16 protein-coding genes and 1 pseudogene are annotated in these 17,228 nt (G+C 72.5%); 11 read left to right on the top strand and 6 right to left on the bottom strand.

Annotated elements, in window-relative coordinates; translation table 11 throughout:
• The first annotated feature begins 5 nt into the window (after positions 1-5).
• From ABT008_RS15560 to ABT008_RS15525, 8 genes are all read left to right on the top strand, one after another.
• Complete coding sequence (locus ABT008_RS15560) at positions 6-1,019, top strand: ABC transporter ATP-binding protein (protein WP_350696899.1); 1,014 nt, start codon at positions 6-8, stop codon at positions 1,017-1,019.
• The gene (locus tag ABT008_RS15555; RefSeq protein WP_350696898.1) at positions 1,016-2,050 is read left to right on the top strand and encodes an ABC transporter ATP-binding protein; all 1,035 of its coding nucleotides are present in this window, start codon (positions 1,016-1,018) and stop codon (positions 2,048-2,050) included. The genes ABT008_RS15560 and ABT008_RS15555 overlap by 4 nt, the downstream gene beginning before the upstream one ends.
• A 90-nt stretch (positions 2,051-2,140) precedes the next feature.
• Entirely contained in the window at positions 2,141-2,587 is a 447-nt protein-coding gene (locus ABT008_RS15550) for an RrF2 family transcriptional regulator (RefSeq protein ID WP_350696897.1), read from the top strand.
• Between the two features lie 290 nt (positions 2,588-2,877).
• A complete protein-coding gene (locus ABT008_RS15545; RefSeq protein WP_350696896.1) occupies positions 2,878-3,900 on the top strand; it encodes a sulfate ABC transporter substrate-binding protein in 1,023 nt (340 codons plus the stop codon).
• On the top strand, positions 3,897-4,745 hold the full coding sequence (cysT, locus tag ABT008_RS15540) for a sulfate ABC transporter permease subunit CysT (RefSeq protein WP_131052162.1): 849 nt from the start codon (positions 3,897-3,899) through the stop codon (positions 4,743-4,745). Before ABT008_RS15545 ends, cysT begins: the two co-directional genes overlap by 4 nt.
• Positions 4,738-5,574 carry a sulfate ABC transporter permease gene (locus tag ABT008_RS15535; RefSeq protein ID WP_350696895.1) on the top strand — a complete coding sequence of 279 codons (837 nt, stop codon included), beginning with the start codon at positions 4,738-4,740 and terminating at the stop codon, positions 5,572-5,574. The genes cysT and ABT008_RS15535 overlap by 8 nt, the downstream gene beginning before the upstream one ends.
• Complete coding sequence (locus ABT008_RS15530; protein ID WP_350696894.1) at positions 5,571-6,581, top strand: sulfate/molybdate ABC transporter ATP-binding protein; 1,011 nt, start codon at positions 5,571-5,573, stop codon at positions 6,579-6,581. Before ABT008_RS15535 ends, ABT008_RS15530 begins: the two co-directional genes overlap by 4 nt.
• Before the next feature lie 378 nt (positions 6,582-6,959).
• Positions 6,960-8,285 carry an acyl-CoA dehydrogenase family protein gene (locus tag ABT008_RS15525; protein WP_350696893.1) on the top strand — a complete coding sequence of 442 codons (1,326 nt, stop codon included), beginning with the start codon at positions 6,960-6,962 and terminating at the stop codon, positions 8,283-8,285.
• Between the two features lie 49 nt (positions 8,286-8,334).
• Here ABT008_RS15525 and ABT008_RS15520 read toward each other — a convergent pair whose 3' ends face one another.
• Genes ABT008_RS15520 through ABT008_RS15510 form a run of 3 tightly spaced genes read right to left on the bottom strand, consistent with a single transcriptional unit; the run spans position 8,335 to position 10,990 of the window.
• On the bottom strand, positions 8,335-9,180 hold the full coding sequence (locus tag ABT008_RS15520; protein ID WP_350696892.1) for an ABC transporter permease: 846 nt from the start codon (positions 9,178-9,180) through the stop codon (positions 8,335-8,337).
• A complete protein-coding gene (locus ABT008_RS15515) occupies positions 9,177-10,169 on the bottom strand; it encodes an aliphatic sulfonate ABC transporter substrate-binding protein (protein WP_350696891.1) in 993 nt (330 codons plus the stop codon). Before ABT008_RS15515 ends, ABT008_RS15520 begins: the two co-directional genes overlap by 4 nt.
• Positions 10,166-10,990, bottom strand: coding sequence for an ABC transporter ATP-binding protein (locus ABT008_RS15510; RefSeq protein ID WP_350696890.1), 825 nt, complete (start codon positions 10,988-10,990; stop codon positions 10,166-10,168). The genes ABT008_RS15515 and ABT008_RS15510 overlap by 4 nt, the downstream gene beginning before the upstream one ends.
• Before the next feature lie 347 nt (positions 10,991-11,337).
• Between ABT008_RS15510 and ABT008_RS15505 the strand changes: the two genes are divergently transcribed.
• The 3 genes from ABT008_RS15505 (at position 11,338) to ABT008_RS15495 (ending at position 13,921) form a co-directional block, all read left to right on the top strand.
• Positions 11,338-12,240, top strand: a complete 903-nt coding sequence (locus tag ABT008_RS15505) for a DUF1684 domain-containing protein (protein WP_350696889.1) — start codon at positions 11,338-11,340, stop codon at positions 12,238-12,240.
• Positions 12,237-12,776, top strand: coding sequence for a flavin reductase family protein (locus tag ABT008_RS15500; RefSeq protein WP_350696888.1), 540 nt, complete (start codon positions 12,237-12,239; stop codon positions 12,774-12,776). Before ABT008_RS15505 ends, ABT008_RS15500 begins: the two co-directional genes overlap by 4 nt.
• Positions 12,777-12,955: 179 nt before the next feature.
• Positions 12,956-13,921 carry an AraC-like ligand-binding domain-containing protein gene (locus ABT008_RS15495; protein ID WP_350696887.1) on the top strand — a complete coding sequence of 322 codons (966 nt, stop codon included), beginning with the start codon at positions 12,956-12,958 and terminating at the stop codon, positions 13,919-13,921.
• Between the two features lie 28 nt (positions 13,922-13,949).
• Here the strand turns inward: ABT008_RS15495 and ABT008_RS15490 are convergent, their stop codons facing one another.
• The 3 genes and pseudogenes from ABT008_RS15490 to ABT008_RS15480 form a co-directional block, all read right to left on the bottom strand.
• On the bottom strand, positions 13,950-14,927 hold the full coding sequence (locus tag ABT008_RS15490) for a carbohydrate kinase family protein (protein ID WP_350696886.1): 978 nt from the start codon (positions 14,925-14,927) through the stop codon (positions 13,950-13,952).
• A gap of 1 nt (position 14,928) precedes the next feature.
• Positions 14,929-15,888: pseudogene (locus ABT008_RS15485) on the bottom strand (glycoside hydrolase family 68 protein); the annotation flags it as partial.
• A 10-nt stretch (positions 15,889-15,898) separates the two neighbouring features.
• Positions 15,899-16,984: a LacI family DNA-binding transcriptional regulator gene (locus tag ABT008_RS15480; protein ID WP_350696884.1), complete on the bottom strand. Its 1,086-nt coding sequence runs from the start codon at positions 16,982-16,984 to the stop codon at positions 15,899-15,901.
• Positions 16,985-17,228 lie beyond the last annotated feature (244 nt).

The raw sequence follows: 17,228 nt of genomic DNA, 5'->3' as shown, positions 1-17,228 counted from the left end.
CCGGCATGAGCGACCGGAGTGCCGGCGTGAGCGAGCGGGGTGAGGTGTTGCGGATCGAGGACCTCACCGTGACCATCGGGACCCGGCGGGGGCCGGCGCGGGCGGTCGTCGGGGTGGACTGGTCGGTCCGGGCGGGGGAGACGCTGGCCCTGGTCGGCGAGTCGGGCTCCGGCAAGAGCATGAGCGTGTTGGCCGCGACCGGGCTCGCGCCGCGCTCGGCCCGGGTGACCGGGCGGGTGCACCTGCTCGGCACGGAACTCACCGGGCTGCGGGAGGCGGAGCGCCGACGGATGCGTGGGCGGCACGTGGGCTTCGTGTTCCAGGATCCGATGACGTCGCTCAACCCGGTGTTGACGGTGGGTCGGCAGGTGGCCGAGGCGAGCGAGGAGCATCTCGGCCTGAGTCGGCGGGCCGCCCGTACCCGCGCCATCGAGCTGCTCGACCTGGTCGGCATCCCGTCGGCCGCGCGGCGGGTGGACGCGTACCCGCATCAGTTCTCCGGCGGGATGCGGCAGCGGGTGGTGATCGCGATGGCGTTGGCCTGCGAGCCGGATCTGCTGATCGCCGACGAGCCGACCACCGCGCTGGACGTCACCACGCAGGCGCAGATCGTCGAGCTGGTGGCGGACCTGCGGCGGCGACTCGGCACGGCGGTCGTCTGGATCACCCATGACCTGGGCGTGGTCGCCGGCATCGCGGACCGGGTGGCGGTCATGTACGCCGGTCGCATCGTCGAGCAGGGGCCGGTCGACGCGGTGTTCGGCCGGCCGGCGCACCCGTACACCAGCGCCCTACTGGCGGCGCGGCCGGACCCGGCGGCGGGCGGCGGCGAGCTGGTGACCATCCGGGGTGCCCCGCCGAGTCCGCTGGACCTGCCGGCCGGGTGTGCCTTCTGGCCCCGCTGCCCGGTGCGGGGTGACGCCCGCTGTGAGCACGAGTCGCCGCCGTTGGTGCCGGTGTCGGCGGGACACGAGGTCCGCACGTTCTATCCGCAGCGGCACGACGGGGAGGCCCGATGACGGCGGAGCGGACCGAGCCGCACCTGACCGGCCACCGGCCCGGCGGGCCGGCCGACGTGGTCGCCGCACTCGATGACCTGACGGTGTGGTTCCCGACCCCGGCGGGTGTGGTCCGGGCGGTGGACGGGGTGTCGCTGCGGGTACGCCGGGGCGAGACGCTGGGTCTGGTGGGCGAGTCCGGCAGCGGCAAGTCGACCACCGGGTTGGCGTTGCTGCGGCTGGTCGAACCGACCTCGGGCACGGTGCGGGTGGCCGGGCAGGACGTGACCCACTGGTCGCGGCGGCGGTTGCGCGCGCTGCGTCGCCGGGTGGCCATGGTCTTCCAGGATCCGCAGGCGTCCCTCGACCCTCGCCGGACGGTGGGCGCGAGCATCGCCGAACCGCTGGCCGTGCACCGGCTCACCGATCGGGGCACGGCCCGGCGGCAGCGGGTCGAGGAGCTACTCGACATGGTCGGGTTGCGCCGGGACGTCGCCGACCGGCATCCGCACGAGCTCTCCGGCGGTCAGCGGCAGCGGGTCGGCATCGCCCGCGCCCTGGCCGGTGAGCCCGACCTGATCGTGTTGGACGAGCCGATCGCCTCGCTGGACCTCAGCGTGCAGGCCCAGATCATGAACCTGCTGCGGGGGCTGCAACGGGACCTGGGGCTGACCTATCTGTTCATCGCGCACGACCTGGCCGCCGTGGAGCACATGAGCGATCGGATGGCGGTGATGTATCTGGGGCGGATCGTGGAGTCCGGCACGCCGGCCCGGATCTGGCAGCACCCGGCGCATCCGTACACTGCGGCGCTGCTGTCGGCGATCCCGGTGGCGGATCCGCAGGTCGAGCGGGCCCGTCGGCGGGTCATCCTCGGCGGCGACATCCCCAGCCCGGTGGACCCGCCGGAGGGCTGCCGCTTCCGGACCCGGTGTCCACAGGCCCGGCCGGAGTGCGCCGGGACCGATCCGCCGCTGGTCGAGGTCGCCTCGGGGCACCGGGCCGCCTGCCTGTTCGCCGGGGAGGCGGTACGGGCGATGCGCGGCGAGTAGTCCACCCGGCCCGACACCTTGACGGGCCGCGCCTAACTGTCCACCATTCCTATATGTTTGATGGATTATGTAGGGCACGGGTGGGGTGACGTGTACGTCTCAGCGCGATCGGACTACGCCGTACGGGCGATGCTGGCGGTGGCGCAGTGCCACCCGGCGGTGGTGAAGGCGGCGGTGCTGGCCGCGAGCCAGGACATCCCGTACTCGTTCCTCCAGGGCATCCTGCTGGACCTGCGCCGGGCCGGCCTGCTGCAAAGTCTGCGCGGCGCGGACGGCGGCTACGCGTTGACCCGCGCGCCGGACGGGATCACCGTGGGCGACGTGCTGCGCGCCACCGGCGGGGCGTTGACGACGGTCCGTGGCGCGCCCGCCGACGTCGCCACCTACCACGGCGTGGCCGTCGGGCTGGGGGAGGTGTGGCTGTCGGTGCACCGGGCGATCGAGGACGTGGTCGACCACGCCACTCTGGCCGATCTGCTCGCGCCCGTGGATGGGCGGGGACGGGACGTCGTTGATCGGCCGCCCCGGGTGGCGTGACGGATCGGCGCGTCGAGCCGGTCGGGCAGCCCCGTTCGGCAAGGCTTGAAAACCTGTCGAGTTAGTGGGATATTCGGTGCGCGGTCGGCACGGTCGATCAGGCCTACCGCGTCCGATGTGGAGTCGGGCGCGACGGGGAGATCGGCGTCGTGTCGGCCGGGCATCGGCGCCCGGTTCGTGACCGCGTCCACCACTGCATTCGGTACACGACAGCTCAAAACGGGCATATTCCCTATTTAATTGGTCGGATTTATATAGTGCGGTCACGCACTGGAGGAGGACGGGTTCCGATGAGGCACCGGATCAGAGCGGCCATCGCTCTCGCCATGGTCACCGGCGTGGCGCTGTCGGGCTGCGGCGGCGGTGACGCGGCCGGCGGCAGCTCCGCCACGTTGAGCATCGTCGGCTTCGCGGTACCCGAGGCGGCCAACAAGGCCATCGCCGCCGAGTGGAACAAGACCGAGGCGGGCGAGGGGGTCCGGTTCCGGACCTCGTACGGCGCCTCCGGCGACCAGAGCCGCGCCGTGGTGGCCGGCCTGAAGACCGACTACGTGCACTTCTCCGTGAGCAGCGACGTGACCCGCCTGGTCGACGCCGGACTGGTCGACCAGACCTGGGACGACGGCCCGACCAAGGGCATCGTCTCGTCCTCGGTGGTGGTGCTCGCGGTCCGCGAGGGCAACCCGAAGAACATCCAGGGCTGGGACGACCTGATCAAGCCCGGTATCGGCATCGTCACCCCGAACCCGGCGTCCTCGGGTGCCGCCCGGTGGAACGCCCTGGCCGCCTGGGGGCACATCGCCGCCAACGGTGGCACCGACGCCCAGGCGCAGGAGTACGTGACCAAGCTCTTCGGCAACGTCGTGTCACTCCCGAACAGCGGACGGGACGCCACCACCACGTTCCTCGGCGGCACCGGTGACGTGCTGCTCGCGTACGAGAACGAGACGATCCTCGCCCGGCAGAACGGCGAGAAGCTCGACTGGGTCCTGCCGGAGACCACCATGCTGATCGAGAACCCGGGTGCGATCCTCAAGGACGCCGACCCGAAGGCGAAGGAGTGGCTGGACTTCGTGCTCGGCCCGCAGGGGCAGCGACAGTTCGCGCTGACCGGCTTCCGGCCGATCATCGACGGCGTCGACACCAGCGGCGTCGAGGGCGCGATCGACCCGAACAACCCGTTCCCGGCCCCGCAGAAGCTGCTGACCGTGGAGAAGGACTTCGAGAGCTGGTCGGCGCTGTCGGAGAAGTTCTTCGACGAGAGTGACGGCATCGTGACCAAGATCATCGCGGCCTCCGGGAAGGCCAAGTGACCTCGGCGACCCTGGTCCCGGACCGGCCGGCGGGCAACCGCCGGTCGGCCCGGGCCGGCCTCCCGCTCACCTGGGTCTCCGGTCTCGGGCTCGGCGTGGCGATGGTGTGGTTCAGCCTGCTGGTCCTCATCCCGCTCGCCGCCGTCGTGGTCACCGCCAGCGAGGGCGGCTGGGGCGGGTTCTGGCGGACGGTGACCAACGAACAGACCGCCGCCACCCTCCGGTTGACCATCGGCACCGCGCTGCTCGTCACGCTGGTCAACGTCGTGATGGGCACGCTGATCGCCTGGGTGCTGGTGCGGGACCGGTTCTTCGGCAAGCGGGCGCTGGAGATCCTCATCGACGTCCCGTTCGCCCTGCCGACGATCGTCGCGGGCCTGGTGCTGCTGTCGTTGTACGGGCCGGACAGCCCGCTCGGCGTCAACATCGCCAACACCCGGATCGCGGTCTTCCTCGCCTTCCTCTTCGTCACGCTGCCGTTCATCGTGCGCACCGTGCAACCGGTGCTCTCCGAACTGGACCCCGACGCGGAGGAGGCGGCGGCGTCACTGGGTGCGAGCCGGTTCACCACCTTCCGGCGGATCATCCTGCCCAGTCTCACGCCGGCCATCGCGGCGGGCGCCACCTTGTCGTTCGCCCGCGCGGTCGGCGAGTACGGCTCGCTGGTCCTGCTCTCCGGCAACCTGCCGATGCGTACCGAGGTGGCCTCGGTGCGCATCCTCAGCAGCATCGAGAACGACAACCCCGACAGCGCAGCAGCGGTCGCGGTGGTGCTGCTGGCCGTCTCGTTGGCCGTCATCGTCGTGCTCGACGTCATTCAGCGGAGGGTGATGCGCCGTGGCTGAGCGTTCCACCGGCACGCGGACCCAGGTCGGCCGACGTCCCGGCCGGTACGTCCTGCGGTTCGTCGTGACGACGTACCTCTTCTTCCTGGTGGCCTGGCCGTTGTACCTGGTCGGACGCAACGCGTTCGCGGACGGCTTCGTCAACCTCAACGACATCCTGACCGACCCCGACGTGGTCCACGCGCTGCAACTGACCGTGCTCGTCGCGGTCGTCGCGGTGGTCATCAACACCATCTTCGGCGTCGGCATCTCGCTGCTGCTGGTCCGCTACGACTTCCCCGGCAAACGGACACTGAACGCCCTGCTCGACATGCCGTTGTCGGTGTCGCCGATCGTCGTCGGCCTGGCGCTGATCCTGGTGTACGGCGGCCGAGAGGGCTGGTTCGGCCCGACGCTCGAAGCGGCCGGATTCCAGATCATCTTCGCCGTGCCGGGCATGGTGATGGCCACCGTGTTCGTGGCGTTGCCGTTGGTCATCCGGGAGGTCGTCCCGGTCCTCCAGGAGGTTGGCGACGAGCAGGAACAGGCCGCCCGCAGTCTCGGCGCGAACGCCGTGCAGACGTTCCGCCGGATCACGCTGCCGTCGATCAAGTGGGGCGTGATCTACGGCGTCGTGCTCAGCCTGGCCCGCTCGCTCGGCGAGTTCGGCGCCGTCAAGATCGTCTCCGGCAACGTGCTCGGCGCGACCCGGACGGCCACCCTCGTGGTCGAGGAGAAGTACCTGAACTTCGACAAGGGCGGCTCGTACGCCACCGCCTTCCTCCTCGCCCTCGTCGCCGTGGCCTGCATCATCGTCGTATCCGTCCTCAGGCCGAAGGAAGACCGTTGAGCATCGAGATTTCCCAGGTCGGCAAGCGTTTCGGAGACTTCGTCGCGCTCGACGACGTGTCGGTCAGCATCCCCGCCGGTCGGCTCACGGCGCTGCTCGGTCCCTCCGGCGGCGGAAAGTCCACGCTGCTGCGGATCGTCGCGGGGCTGGAACGCGCCGACACCGGGCGGGTCGAGATCGACGGTGTGGACGCCACCAACCTGCCGCCGCAGAAGCGCAACGTCGGTTTCGTGTTCCAGCACTACGCGGCGTTCAAGCACCTGACCGTCCGGCGCAACGTGGCCTTCGGGCTGGAGATCCGCAAGCGCGCGAAGGACGAGATCACCCGCCGGGTCGACGAGTTGTTGTCCCTCGTCCACCTCGGACAGTTCGCCGAGCGGCTGCCGTCGCAGCTCTCCGGCGGCCAGCGCCAGCGGATGGCACTGGCCCGCGCGCTGGCCGTCGAGCCCACCGTGCTGCTGCTCGACGAGCCGTTCGGCGCGCTGGACGCCAAGGTCCGCAAGGAACTGCGCGACTGGCTGCGTCGGCTGCACGACGAGGTGCACGTCACCACCGTCTTCGTCACCCACGACCAGGAGGAGGCCCTGGAGGTCGCCGACGAGATCGTGGTGATCAACGAGGGTCGGGTGGAGCAGATCGGCTCGCCCGACGACCTGTACGACCGCCCGGCCAACGAGTTCGTGATGCGTTTCCTCGGCCCGGTCACCCAGCTCGGCGACGAGTTGGTGCGCCCGCACGACCTCCAGCTCTCCGCCGACGGCGCGGACAGCGCCGGAGTGGTCGGCCGGGTCACCCGGGTCACCCGGATCGGCTTCGAGATCCGGGTCGAGGTGACCACCTCCGGCGGCCAGCCGGTGATCGTGACCCTCACCCGCAACGAGTTCCACGCGCTCGGGATCCAGGTCGACTCGCCGGTGCGGATCCGTATCACCCCGGGCAGCCCCACCACCACGGTCGCCGCGCCCGCCCAGCGCGCGGAGGAGCCGACCCTCGCGCCGTCGCACTAGCAAACGCCTCGTCGACCCCGACGCGTACCGCGCAAGGTCATGCCCGACGCGTACCGCGCAAGATCGTGCCCGACGCGTACCGCGCAAGATCGTGCCCGACCCGCACCGCGCAAGGTCATGCCCGACGCGCACCGCGCAAGATCGTGCCCGACGCGCACCGCGCAAGATCGTGCTCGTTCTCGGATCAAGTGGCCTCCCCGCGACCATGAGGCCACTCGATCCGGGATCGAGTGCTGTCCGGGCCGGCGGTGAGATCGCGTCGGAACGGCAGCGTGGTCTGGTTGTGCGGCGGAATTGACGTTGGGTGCCGGCGAGGGTGAGACTAAACCTATTCAACCGATAGGATTCGCGGTCTTCGGTGGGAAGGTGGTCGGCGGGATGACGCGTGTGATCCGGACGGACGAGGAGGCCGTCGAGGTCGCCCGGAAACTGGCGGCCGTCCTCGCCGACGAGGCCGGCGTCCGAGACCGGGAGCGTCGACTGCCCGAGCCCGAGGTGGCCGAGCTGTCCGCCTCCGGTCTGCTGGGCATCACGGTGCCCGCCGAGTTCGGTGGGGCCGAGGTCTCGGTCGGCACGCTGACCGAGGTGTTCCGGACGCTGGCGGCGGCCGATGCCAGCCTCGCCCAGATCCCGCACAGCCACGTCGTCTTCCTCCAGGCGCTGCGCCTGCAGGGCACCGAGGAGCAGCAACGGCGCTACTTCGCCGCCGCGCTGGCCGGGCAGCGGTTCGCCAACGCCCAGTCCGAGCGCGGTGGACGGACCGTCGCCGACGACGCCACCACGCTGCGCCGCCGGACCGACGGCGGGTACGTGCTGGACGGCGAGAAGTTCTACTGCACCGGTGCGCTGTTCGCCGACTGGCTGGTGGTCCGTGCCGTGCTGGCCGACCCGGCCGAGCCCGACGGTCCCACTGCGCCCGACGGTCCCACTGCGCCCGACGGTCCCACTGCGCCCGACGGTCCCGCTGCGTCCGGCGACCCGGGCGCGAACGGCGGCCCGGCGGCGAGCGGCGGCCCGGCGGCGAGCGGCAGACCACCCGCGAAGATGCTGGCCTACCTGCCCCGGGACACCCCGGGGGTGACGGTGCGCGACGACTGGGACGGGATGGGGCAGCGCACCACGGCCAGCGGGACGGTGCTGCTGGAGCAGGTGGCGGTGGACGAGACGCAGGTGGTGCCGTACACGCCGATCTTCGGTGCGGCGACCACCTACGGTGCGCGAGCCCAGGTGCTGCACGCCGCGCTGGACACCGGGATCGCCCGGGGCGCGCTGGACGCCGCGGTGGCGCAGGTGGCCCGGGCCCGGCCGTGGTTCGAGTCCGGTGTCGAGCGGGCCGCCGACGAGCCCCTGCTCATCCAGCAGGCCGGCGAGCTGGACATCCTGGTACGCGGCGCGGAGGCGCTGCTGCGCGAGGCGGCGACCGCGATCGACGCGGCCGAGGCGGACCTGACCGACGACAGCACGGCTCGCGCCTCGGTGGCGACGGCGGTGGCGAAGGTGGCCGGCGCCCGCGCCTCGGTGGAGGTCTCGTCGGCGCTGTTCGACCTCGGCGGCACCCGCTCCGCCGCCGACGCGCTGAACCTGTCCCGGTACTGGCGCGACGCGCGTACCCACACGCTGCACGATCCCACTCGGTGGAAGGTCCAGCACATCGGTCGCTGGCTGCTCGACGGCACCCCGCCGCCGCGTCACGGTCAGCTCTGACCGGCCCGGGGTAGCGGCGGAGCGGCGACGGCGACGGGCGGTCACCCGGTCACGTCCAGGCCGCGAGGACGCGTCGTTCCAGCAGCCCGAGCAGGGTGTCGGCGAGCTTGCCCAACACCGCCAGCAGCACGATCGCGAGCAGGATCACGTCGGTGCGGCCGGTGTTCTGGCTGTCGATGAGCAGGAAGCCCAACCCCATCGACGAGGCGATCAACTCGGCCGCGACCAGGAAGAGCCACGACTGCGCCATCGCCAGACGCAGCCCGGCCAGCACCGGCGGCGTGGCGGCGGGCAGCAGCACCGTGCCGAGCAGCCGTACGCCGGAACGCCCGTACGCCCGGCCCAACTCGACCAGGTGCGGGTCGACGTGCCGGAGCGCGGCGGCCACGGTGGTGAAGACCGGAAAGAACGCCCCGATCGCGACCAGGGTGATCTTCGGAGTCTCGCCGATGCCGAACCAGAGCAGCAGCAGCGGCACCCAGGCCAGCGACGGGATGGCGCGGACCGCCTGGATGGTCGGGCCGACCAGCGAGCGGACCGCCCGGGAGAGCCCCACCAGGGCACCCAGCACCAGTCCGGCGACGGAACCGGCGGTGAACCCGAGCAGGACCCGCTGCACGCTGATCGCCAGGTGCTGCCACAGCTCACCCCGGGCGAGGAGTTCCCGCAGCGCCAGCAGCACGTCGTACGGGGGCGGCAGTTGCGCGCGCGAGTAACCGCCGGAGGTGGCCAGCAGGTGCCAGCCGACGAGCAGTGCCACCGGAGGCAGCAGGCCGGCGACGGCGTACCCCACCCGGGAGGTCCAGGCCCGGCCGGGTCCGGCGGTGGCCGGGACCGGCGGCGCGGCCGGGCGGGCCGGTGGCGGCTGCACCGCCACCGGACTGCCCGCGCTCACGGCTCGGCCCGCGCCTGGGCGAAGCGGGGCTCGAAGATGCTGTCCAGCGCGGCGCGGGCCTCGGTGTCGGTGCGGACGTTGCCGTCGGCGACCAGGATGGGCAGCACCCGCTCGAAGACCTGCCGTTGCGCCACCCCGGGCACCGGGTCGACGTCGAACCGGGTGCGTTCGGCGAGCACCACCCGGGCCACGGCGGGGGAGACCTTCGACTCGCGGGCCAGCAGCTCCACCGCCTGCTCCGGGTGGGCGACGATCCACTGGCGGGCCCGCTCGTAGGCGTTCACCACCCGCTGCACCAGCTCGGGGTGGCCGGAGACGAACTCCTCGCGGGCGTTGAGCACCCCGTAGGTGTTGAAGGCGACGTTGCGGTAGAGCAGGGTGGAGCCGGCGTCGACCTGGGTCTGGGCCATGTGCGGGTCGAGGCCGGCCCAGGCGTCCACGTCGCCGCGCTCCAGCGCGGTCTTGCCGTCGGCGTGCTGGAGGTTGACCACGGTGACGTCACCCGGTGCCAACCCGGCCTCGTCGAGCGCCTGCAACAGGAAGAAGTACGGGTCGGTGCCCTTCGTCGCGGCGACCTTGCGACCCTTGAGCTGTGCGACCGACGTGATCGGGGAGCCCTTGGCCACCACGACCGCGGCCCACTCCGGCTGGCTGAACACGCCGACGGTCTTGATCGGCGAACCGTTGGCCCGGGCCACCAGCGCGGCGACACCGGCGGTCGAGCCGATGTCGAGCGCGCCGGCCCGCAGGTTCTCGTTGGCCTTGTTGCTGCCGGCGGACTGCAACCAGCTCACCGACACCCCCTCGTCGGCCAACTCCTCCTCCAGCCAGCGCTGCTCGCGTAGCACCAGGCTCGCCGGGTTCCAGTACGCGTAGTCCAGGCGCAATCCGGTGGTGCCGCCGGCTGCCGAGCCGCCGCTGTCCTCCCCGGCGACACAGCCGGTGAGCAGCAGGGCGGCGGCCAGTACGACGGCGACTGTCTTTCTCATGAACTCCTGCTTCCTTCGGGGGAGACGCCGAGACGGTCGAGTAGTTCGGTGCGCAGGGTGGCCGAGGCCGGCGAGCCGAGGGCCCGGGGCCGCGCCCCCGGTACGGCGGTGACGTGCTGGATGGTGGAGCCCCGCCCGGCGGGACCGGCGGGGCCGAGGACGACGATCCGGTCGGCAAGCCGCAGCGCCTCGTCGACGTCGTGGGTGACCAGCAGCACCGTGCTGCCGGCGGCGCGCTGCACCTGGTCGACCAGGTCCTGCATGCGCAACCGGGTCAGCGCGTCCAGGGCGGCGAACGGCTCGTCCAGCAGCAGGACACCGGGTCGCCGGGCGAGCGCACGGGCGAGCGCGGTGCGCTGGGCCATCCCGCCGGAGACCTGCCGGGGGCGATGCTCGGCGAAGGCGCCCAGCCCGACCACCTCCAACCAGGCCCGGACGTCGGCGCGGGCGGTCGTCCGGTCGTGGCCGGGCGCGAGACCGAAGGCCACGTTTCCGGCCAGGGTCCGCCACGGCAGCAGGCGGGGGTCCTGGAAGACCATCGCGGTACGCGCCGCCACGCCGCGTACCGGTCGACCGTCCACGGTGATCTCGCCGGCGCTCGGTCGGTCCAGCCCGCCGACGAGGCGCAGCAATGTCGACTTGCCGCATCCGGAGGCGCCGAGCAGCGCGACCACCTCACCGGCCTCGATCCGCAGGGTGACGTCGTCCAGCACGTGGTGGGTGCCGCGACGGCCGACGAAGGCGCGTCCGACCTGGCGTATCGAGACCGGCGCGGGTGCCGTGTGCAGCCCCGGCGCGAGTCGCGCGGCACTCGTCGACATGCCACCTCCTTGCCTCGTCCGGTGGGTCGGCCCACAATACCCATATAACCAACCGGATGAGTAGGGTATATCTCGTGCGGCCGGGAGGGGCGATCCGGAGCACGGGGTGGGCACCGTCCACCGGGGCCTCCGCCCGGTCTCGGGCTGGCTCCCGGCGGAGGATCGACGTAGGGGGAGTGGCCTGTGAACGCGGTCCCTGGCAGGGTGACGGTGTGGACACCCCGCGCTACCGTCCTGGCGCCGATCGGGCAGCGTCGCCCGGCGCCCCGGCACCTTCCGCGCACCTGGTCGCCCGAGGCGGTCGGGCCGGCGCCGGCCGAATCCATTCTCGACGGAGGGAACCCGACATGACCCGGCCCCACCCGCTTTCGGCGGCGACATCGGACGCGCCCGAGGCCGCCGAGGCGCAGGTCGACGCGTTCACCCTGGAATGGCAGCAGTGGCACCGCCGCCACGAGGAGAACCTCGCCGACCCGCACGGCTTCCTCGCCGTGACCGGGCTGTACTGGCTCACCGACCGCCCCGAGCGCGTCGCCGACCTGCCCGGACGGTGGCACACCGGCGCGGACGGCGTGGTGGTCGACCTCTCCGACGGTGAGGCGCTCCTCGTCGACGGACGGCCGGTGACCGGCCGGCACGCGTTCGGCCCGATCCCGGAGCGCGGCGGCGTCACCGTCGGGCTCGACGGCGGCGTGCTGGAGATCGCCCGACGGGGCGGGTACGACATCCTGCGTCCACGCCGCCCCGACCATCCGCTGCGGACCGCCTTCCGGGGCACCCCGGCGTACCCGCCGTCGACCCGCTGGGTCCGGCCCGGACGGTTCGTCCCCTTCGACAGCCCCCGACCGACCACCGTCGGCGCCGCCGTCGAAGGACTCCAGCACGTGTACGACTCTCCCGGCACGATCGAGTTCGCCGTGGACGGTGTGCCGTTGCGCCTGACCGCCTTCAACGGCTGGTCGCCGGGAAGCCTGTCGGTGCTGTTCACCGACGAGACCTCCGGCGTGACCACGTACGCCGCCAACCGGGCCCTGACCGTCGACCCGCCCGACGAGCAGGGCCGGGTCACCGTGGACTTCAACCGCGCCACGAACCTGCCCTGCGCGTACACCGACTTCGCGACCTGCCCCCTGCCGCCGCCGGAGAACCGACTGCCGATCGCCGTCGAGGCCGGCGAGAAGATCCCGTACGAGCGGCAGGAGGACGACGTACCCCAGCCGCAGCGCACCATCCCCGGGAGGAACCCGTGACACCGCCCACCGACGACCAGCCACCCCTCGACGCCGAGGCCGACGAGATCCGGACGCTGCTGCGGCACCAGGCCAGCACGGTCACCGTGGTCACCGCGCCGGGGACACCGGCGGTCGGGTTCACCGCCACGTCCTTCACGTCGGTGTCGTTGTCGCCGCCGGTCGTGTCGTTCTGCCTCAACCTCGGCTCGTCCAGTTGGCCCACGGTCGCCGCCGCCCGGCACGTCGGTGTCCACCTGCTCGCCCACCACCAGCAGGACCTCGCCCGCACCTTCGCCACCAGCGGCATCGACCGGTTCGCCGAGCCGACCCGGTGGCGGGTCGGTCCCGAGGGCGTACCCCTCCTCGACGACACCCTCGCCTGGCTGCTGTGCCGGGTGATCGACCGGGTGACGGTCGGCAGCCACGCCATCGTGCTGGCCGAACCGGAACTCGTGCACAGCCCGGCGGCCGGTTCGCCGCTGCTCTACCACCGGGGCCGCTACACCGGCCTGGTGCCCGGTGCCGACGGCTGGGTCGGGCCGGTCGCCGCCTGACCACCGGCGCCGCACCCCGCGCCCGCACCGCCCGAAGGCGTCAGGGATTCTCTCCTTCGTAACGCCGGCATGGGATCGTTGGACCCCCGGTGTGCCGGTGCCGGGCCGCGCGCGGGCATCGACGCCCGCCCACCGCGACGCCGCGGCAGCCGGCCCGGTCGAGTCGACGAGGTGAGTTCATGGCCGTCGTCCTGGACACCGCGCAGCTACCGGTCGTCGACCGGGTCGAGGCGGTGCACGCCACGATGGCGTACGCCTCCGCGCCGTGCCACGTGATCCACGAGGACCCGAGCGGAGACGTGTACGCCCGGATGGCCGTCTGGGATCTCGGGGACGTCTCGGTCTTCACCACCGAGGCGTCCGGCATCCGGCTGCTGCGCACCGCCCGGCAGACCCGGCAGGACGTGACACCGGTGGTGGCGCTCTCCGTGCAGGAGCGTGCCGACGGGCGGCAGGAACAGGGGGGACACCGGGCATTGGTCCCCCCTGGCGGGCTGATGGGGATGGACCTCTCCGCCCCGTACGACTTCTCCTGGTCCGGCGACGGCGCCGCCGGGTGCCTCCAGATCCCCATCGACCGGCTCGCGTTGCCGGTGGACGTGATCCGGCGGGCCCTGGGCAACCTGCCGGCCAGTCCGCTCTATCCGCTGGTCACCCGGCACGTCGTCGACGTGGTGGGGCGAGCGGACCGGCTCGGCGCCGACCCGGCGGCACCGGTGCTGGGCGCGGCCAGTGTGGAGCTGGCCCGGGCCCTGCTCACCTCGGCGGCGTACGCCACCGCGCGGCACGCCCACGTCGACGGGGCCGGAACGCTGCTGACCCTCGTCCGGGCGTACGTCCGGCAGCACCTGGCCGATCCCGACCTGCGACCGGCGACCATCGCCATGGCCCACAACGTCTCACTGCGCCACCTGTACAAGGTCTGCGCCCAGGCCGACTTCAGCCTGGAACAGTGGATCATCGGGGAGCGGTTGAAGGGTGCCGGTGAGGAGCTGCTGCGGCCGCAGAGCCGCAACCTGACCATCGCGGTGGTGGCTCGCCGGTGGGGGTTCAGCGATCCCACCCACTTCGCCCGGCGTTTCCGCGCGGCCTACGGCCTCACCCCGGGACAGTGGCGGCGGATGCACGCCGACCTGCCGCGCTGAGACGCCGCCGGCTTGCCGCCGTCCGGTCTCAGGACTCCGCCGGGAACCGGCTCGCCAGTTCGTGCCGGTACGGCGGGTCGGCACCGGCTCGGGTGCAGGTCACGGCGGCCACCTCGACGCCGTACCGCAGCGCGGCCCGGACGTCGTCGTCGGACCACGCGGGCGCGGCGGCGGACAGGGCGGCGAGCAGTCCGGCGGTGAACGCGTCACCGGCGCCGATCGTGTCGGCCACTGCGACAACCGGTGCCGGCTGCCGGAATCCGCTCGTTGCGGAGGCGGCGGCCGCGCCTCCGGCGCCGAGGGTGACCACGGCGAGCGTCACGCCGAGGTCGCGCCAGTGCCGCAGGACGTCCTCGGTCGACCGGCCCGGGTAGAGCCAGGCGACGTCCTCCTCACTGGCCTTGAGCACGTGCGCGATCCGGGCCAGCTCGTCGACGCGGACCCGAGCCGCGTCCGGGCTGCCGATCAGGCCGGGCCGGATGTTCGGGTCGACGCTGACGAACGCGCCCTGCTCGCGTGCGGCCCGCAGGGCGTCGGTCAACCGGTCGGCGCCCGGGTGCAGGAAGGCGGCCAGCGAGCCGGTGTGCACGATGCCCCGCCCGGTGACCGCCGGGGCCAGTTCGTCGGTGCGCCACTGCCAGTCGGCGGTGCCGTCGACATAGAAGTCGTACGTGGCCACACCGGTCCCGGTCAGCGTGGCGATCCCCAGGGTGGCCGGCTCGTCGGCGTCGACGGCGTGCCGCAGGTCGACACCGTTGGTCTCGGCGTGCGCGCGCAGCCGTCGGCCGAAGCGGTTGGTGGAGAAGCGGGCGAGCATCACGGTCGGTACGCCCAGCCGGGCCAGCCCCACGGCCACGTTGAGCGGACTCCCGCCGGGGTGGGCGGCGTACCGGCCGTCCGGCTGCTGCACCAGGTCGACGACGGCCTCACCGATCACGGTCACCGCCGGTGCGGCGGACGACGCGGGTCCGGCGGCCGGCGGCTCCGCGTCGTCGGCGACCGTCACCTCAGGCACCGCCGGTGGCCGGCAACGGTTCGCGTGCCACCAGACCGGCGTCGGGTTCGTAGCGCACCGGCACCGGGTCGCTGATCTCGCCGACGAACGTGCCGTCGCCGTGCTCGACGAAACCGAGCAGTGCCCAACCGTCCTCGGTCGACACCAGCCGGGGCGCGTACAGGTGCGGCTGCGCGATCGGTCGGGCGGCGGCGATGTCCCACGGTCCGCGTACGGTGGGCGCGGTGGCCATCCAGAGCCGCTCCTGGGAGTCGCCGGGTGCGGTCGCCGGGTTGGTGCAGAACAGCAGCAACGGCTGCCCGTCCACCACGGCGACCTGCGGCACTTCGAGGTGACCGAATCCGGCCGGCGTGGACAGCGGCGGTTGCACGGTCCAGTTCAGCAGGTCGGGCGAGGTCGCGTGACCGACGACGCCGCGTTCGGCGGCCGGTCCCTGGTTGCCACGCGCGGTGATCAGCATGTGCCAGCCGTCGCCGTCCGGGTCGGCGAAGACCCACGGGTCGCGCCAGGCCTGCTCGTACCACGCGTCCAGGTCGAGCAGCTCGTACCAGGTGGGGTCGGCCTCGATCAGCGGGGTGTCGCCGTGCCGGTGCCAGGTGACCATGTCGTCGGAGACGGCCAGACCGATGCGCTGGACCAGGCCGTCCTCGGCGCGGCCGACGCCGGTGTAGAAGAGATACCACCGCTGGTCCGGCCCGCGTACGGTGCTGCCGGTCCAGGTGGCCAGGTCGTCCCAGCCCGGCGAGTCGGCGGGCACCAGCGCGTCCGGGAGCAGCCGCCACTCGCGCAGGTCGGTGGAGACGGCGTGGCCGATCGTGGCGCGGCGGTGGCGACGGTCCGGGTCGAGGAGGGCCCGGGAGGCGCGCAGGAAGAACGCGTGCCACCGGCCGTCGTCGTCCTGGGCGTACCAGCTGTCCCACACCCAGTGGTCGGGCAGACGAAGCATGGCGGGGAAGGTATCACTAAATCGGTTTAGCCCGCGACCTCGGGGTGGAGTCGCTCTCGGTGCGCGGCAGCGGCGTCCGCGCGGCCGGAGCCGCGACCGAACGGCGGCGGCGCAGCGGCATCGGGACCAGGGCCGGGCCGGAGTCGTCCTTGTCCAGCAGCAGCTCCACCGCCCGGCGGCCCATCTGCTCGTGCGGGATGGCGGCGGTGGACAGCCCCGGGCGCAGCCAGGAGGCGATCGGGTCGTCGTCGAAGGAGATCACCGAGATGTCGTCGGGGATCGTCAGGCCGGCCTCCCCGAGCGCCTGGTACGCGCCGAAGGCCAGCCGGTCGTTCATGCAGATGATCGCGCTCGGTCGGTCCGGGCGGCCGAGCAGGGCCTGCGTCGCGGTGTAGCCGTGCTCCGGCAGCCACTCGGTGCAGAAGCCCTCGGCGAACAGCGCGACACCGGCGGCGGCGAGAGTGCCCCGGATGCCGCGCAGTCGCGCCTCGGCGGCGAGCGAGATCTCCGGGTCGCGTTCCTTGGGTCGGTTGCGGCCGATCAGGGCGATCCGGTCCCGGTGCCCCCGGGCGAGCAGCGTCTCGGCGATCGTGGCGCCGGCCAACTCGTCGTCGGGCAGCACGCTGGGCAGCTCCTCCGAGCTGGTGGCGTTGAGCAGCACCACCGGGCCGTTCAGGATCGCCTTCGGCACGGTCAGTCGGCGGGTGGCCATCGCCGCATAGATCACGCCGTCCACCTGACGGTCGAGGATCGCCTCGATCGCGTACTGCTCGAACGCGGCGTCGCCCTGGGTCTCGGTGATCAGCAGGACGTGGTCGCGCTCGCGGGCGGCATCCAGCGCGCCCCGGATCAGGCCACCGGCGAAGCGCGTGGTGGCGACGATGTCCGAGACGAAGGCGATGGTCGCCGTCTTGCGGGTACGCAGACTGCGAGCGGCCACGTTGGGGCGGTAGCCGAGTTCCTCCGCCGCCGCGAAGACGCGCTGGTGCGCCTCTGCGGAGAGCCGGGTGCCCTCGCGCCCGTTGAGCACCATCGAGGCTGCGGTCTTGGACAGCCCTGCCCGTCGGGCGACATCGGCCAGTGTTGCCCTGTTGCGGCCCATCAGTCCTCCGTTCGCGGTCGTCCGTACGACGCCGCCGTTGCCCATCATGCTGGGTCGAGTCGCGTTCCGGCTCACCGGTGGCGGGTCGGGTGTCGGCGAAGGCCCCTGGTGAACCGCTTGTTTCCGGACCGTTGCCAACTCGTCCTTGACAGGCCGGGGTGCCGCGCGCATGCTCTGCTAAATCAGTTTAGCGACGTTGTTTCGCCACTGCGGAGGGCGCTGTCGACAGCGACCTCCGAGGTCA

The sequence above is a fragment of the Micromonospora sp. NPDC002389 genome (genome assembly GCF_040296095.1).
Taxonomy (GTDB): domain Bacteria; phylum Actinomycetota; class Actinomycetes; order Mycobacteriales; family Micromonosporaceae; genus Micromonospora.
Note: the sequence above shows the minus strand (reverse complement) of the source record. Positions and strands in the feature narration are given on the sequence as shown.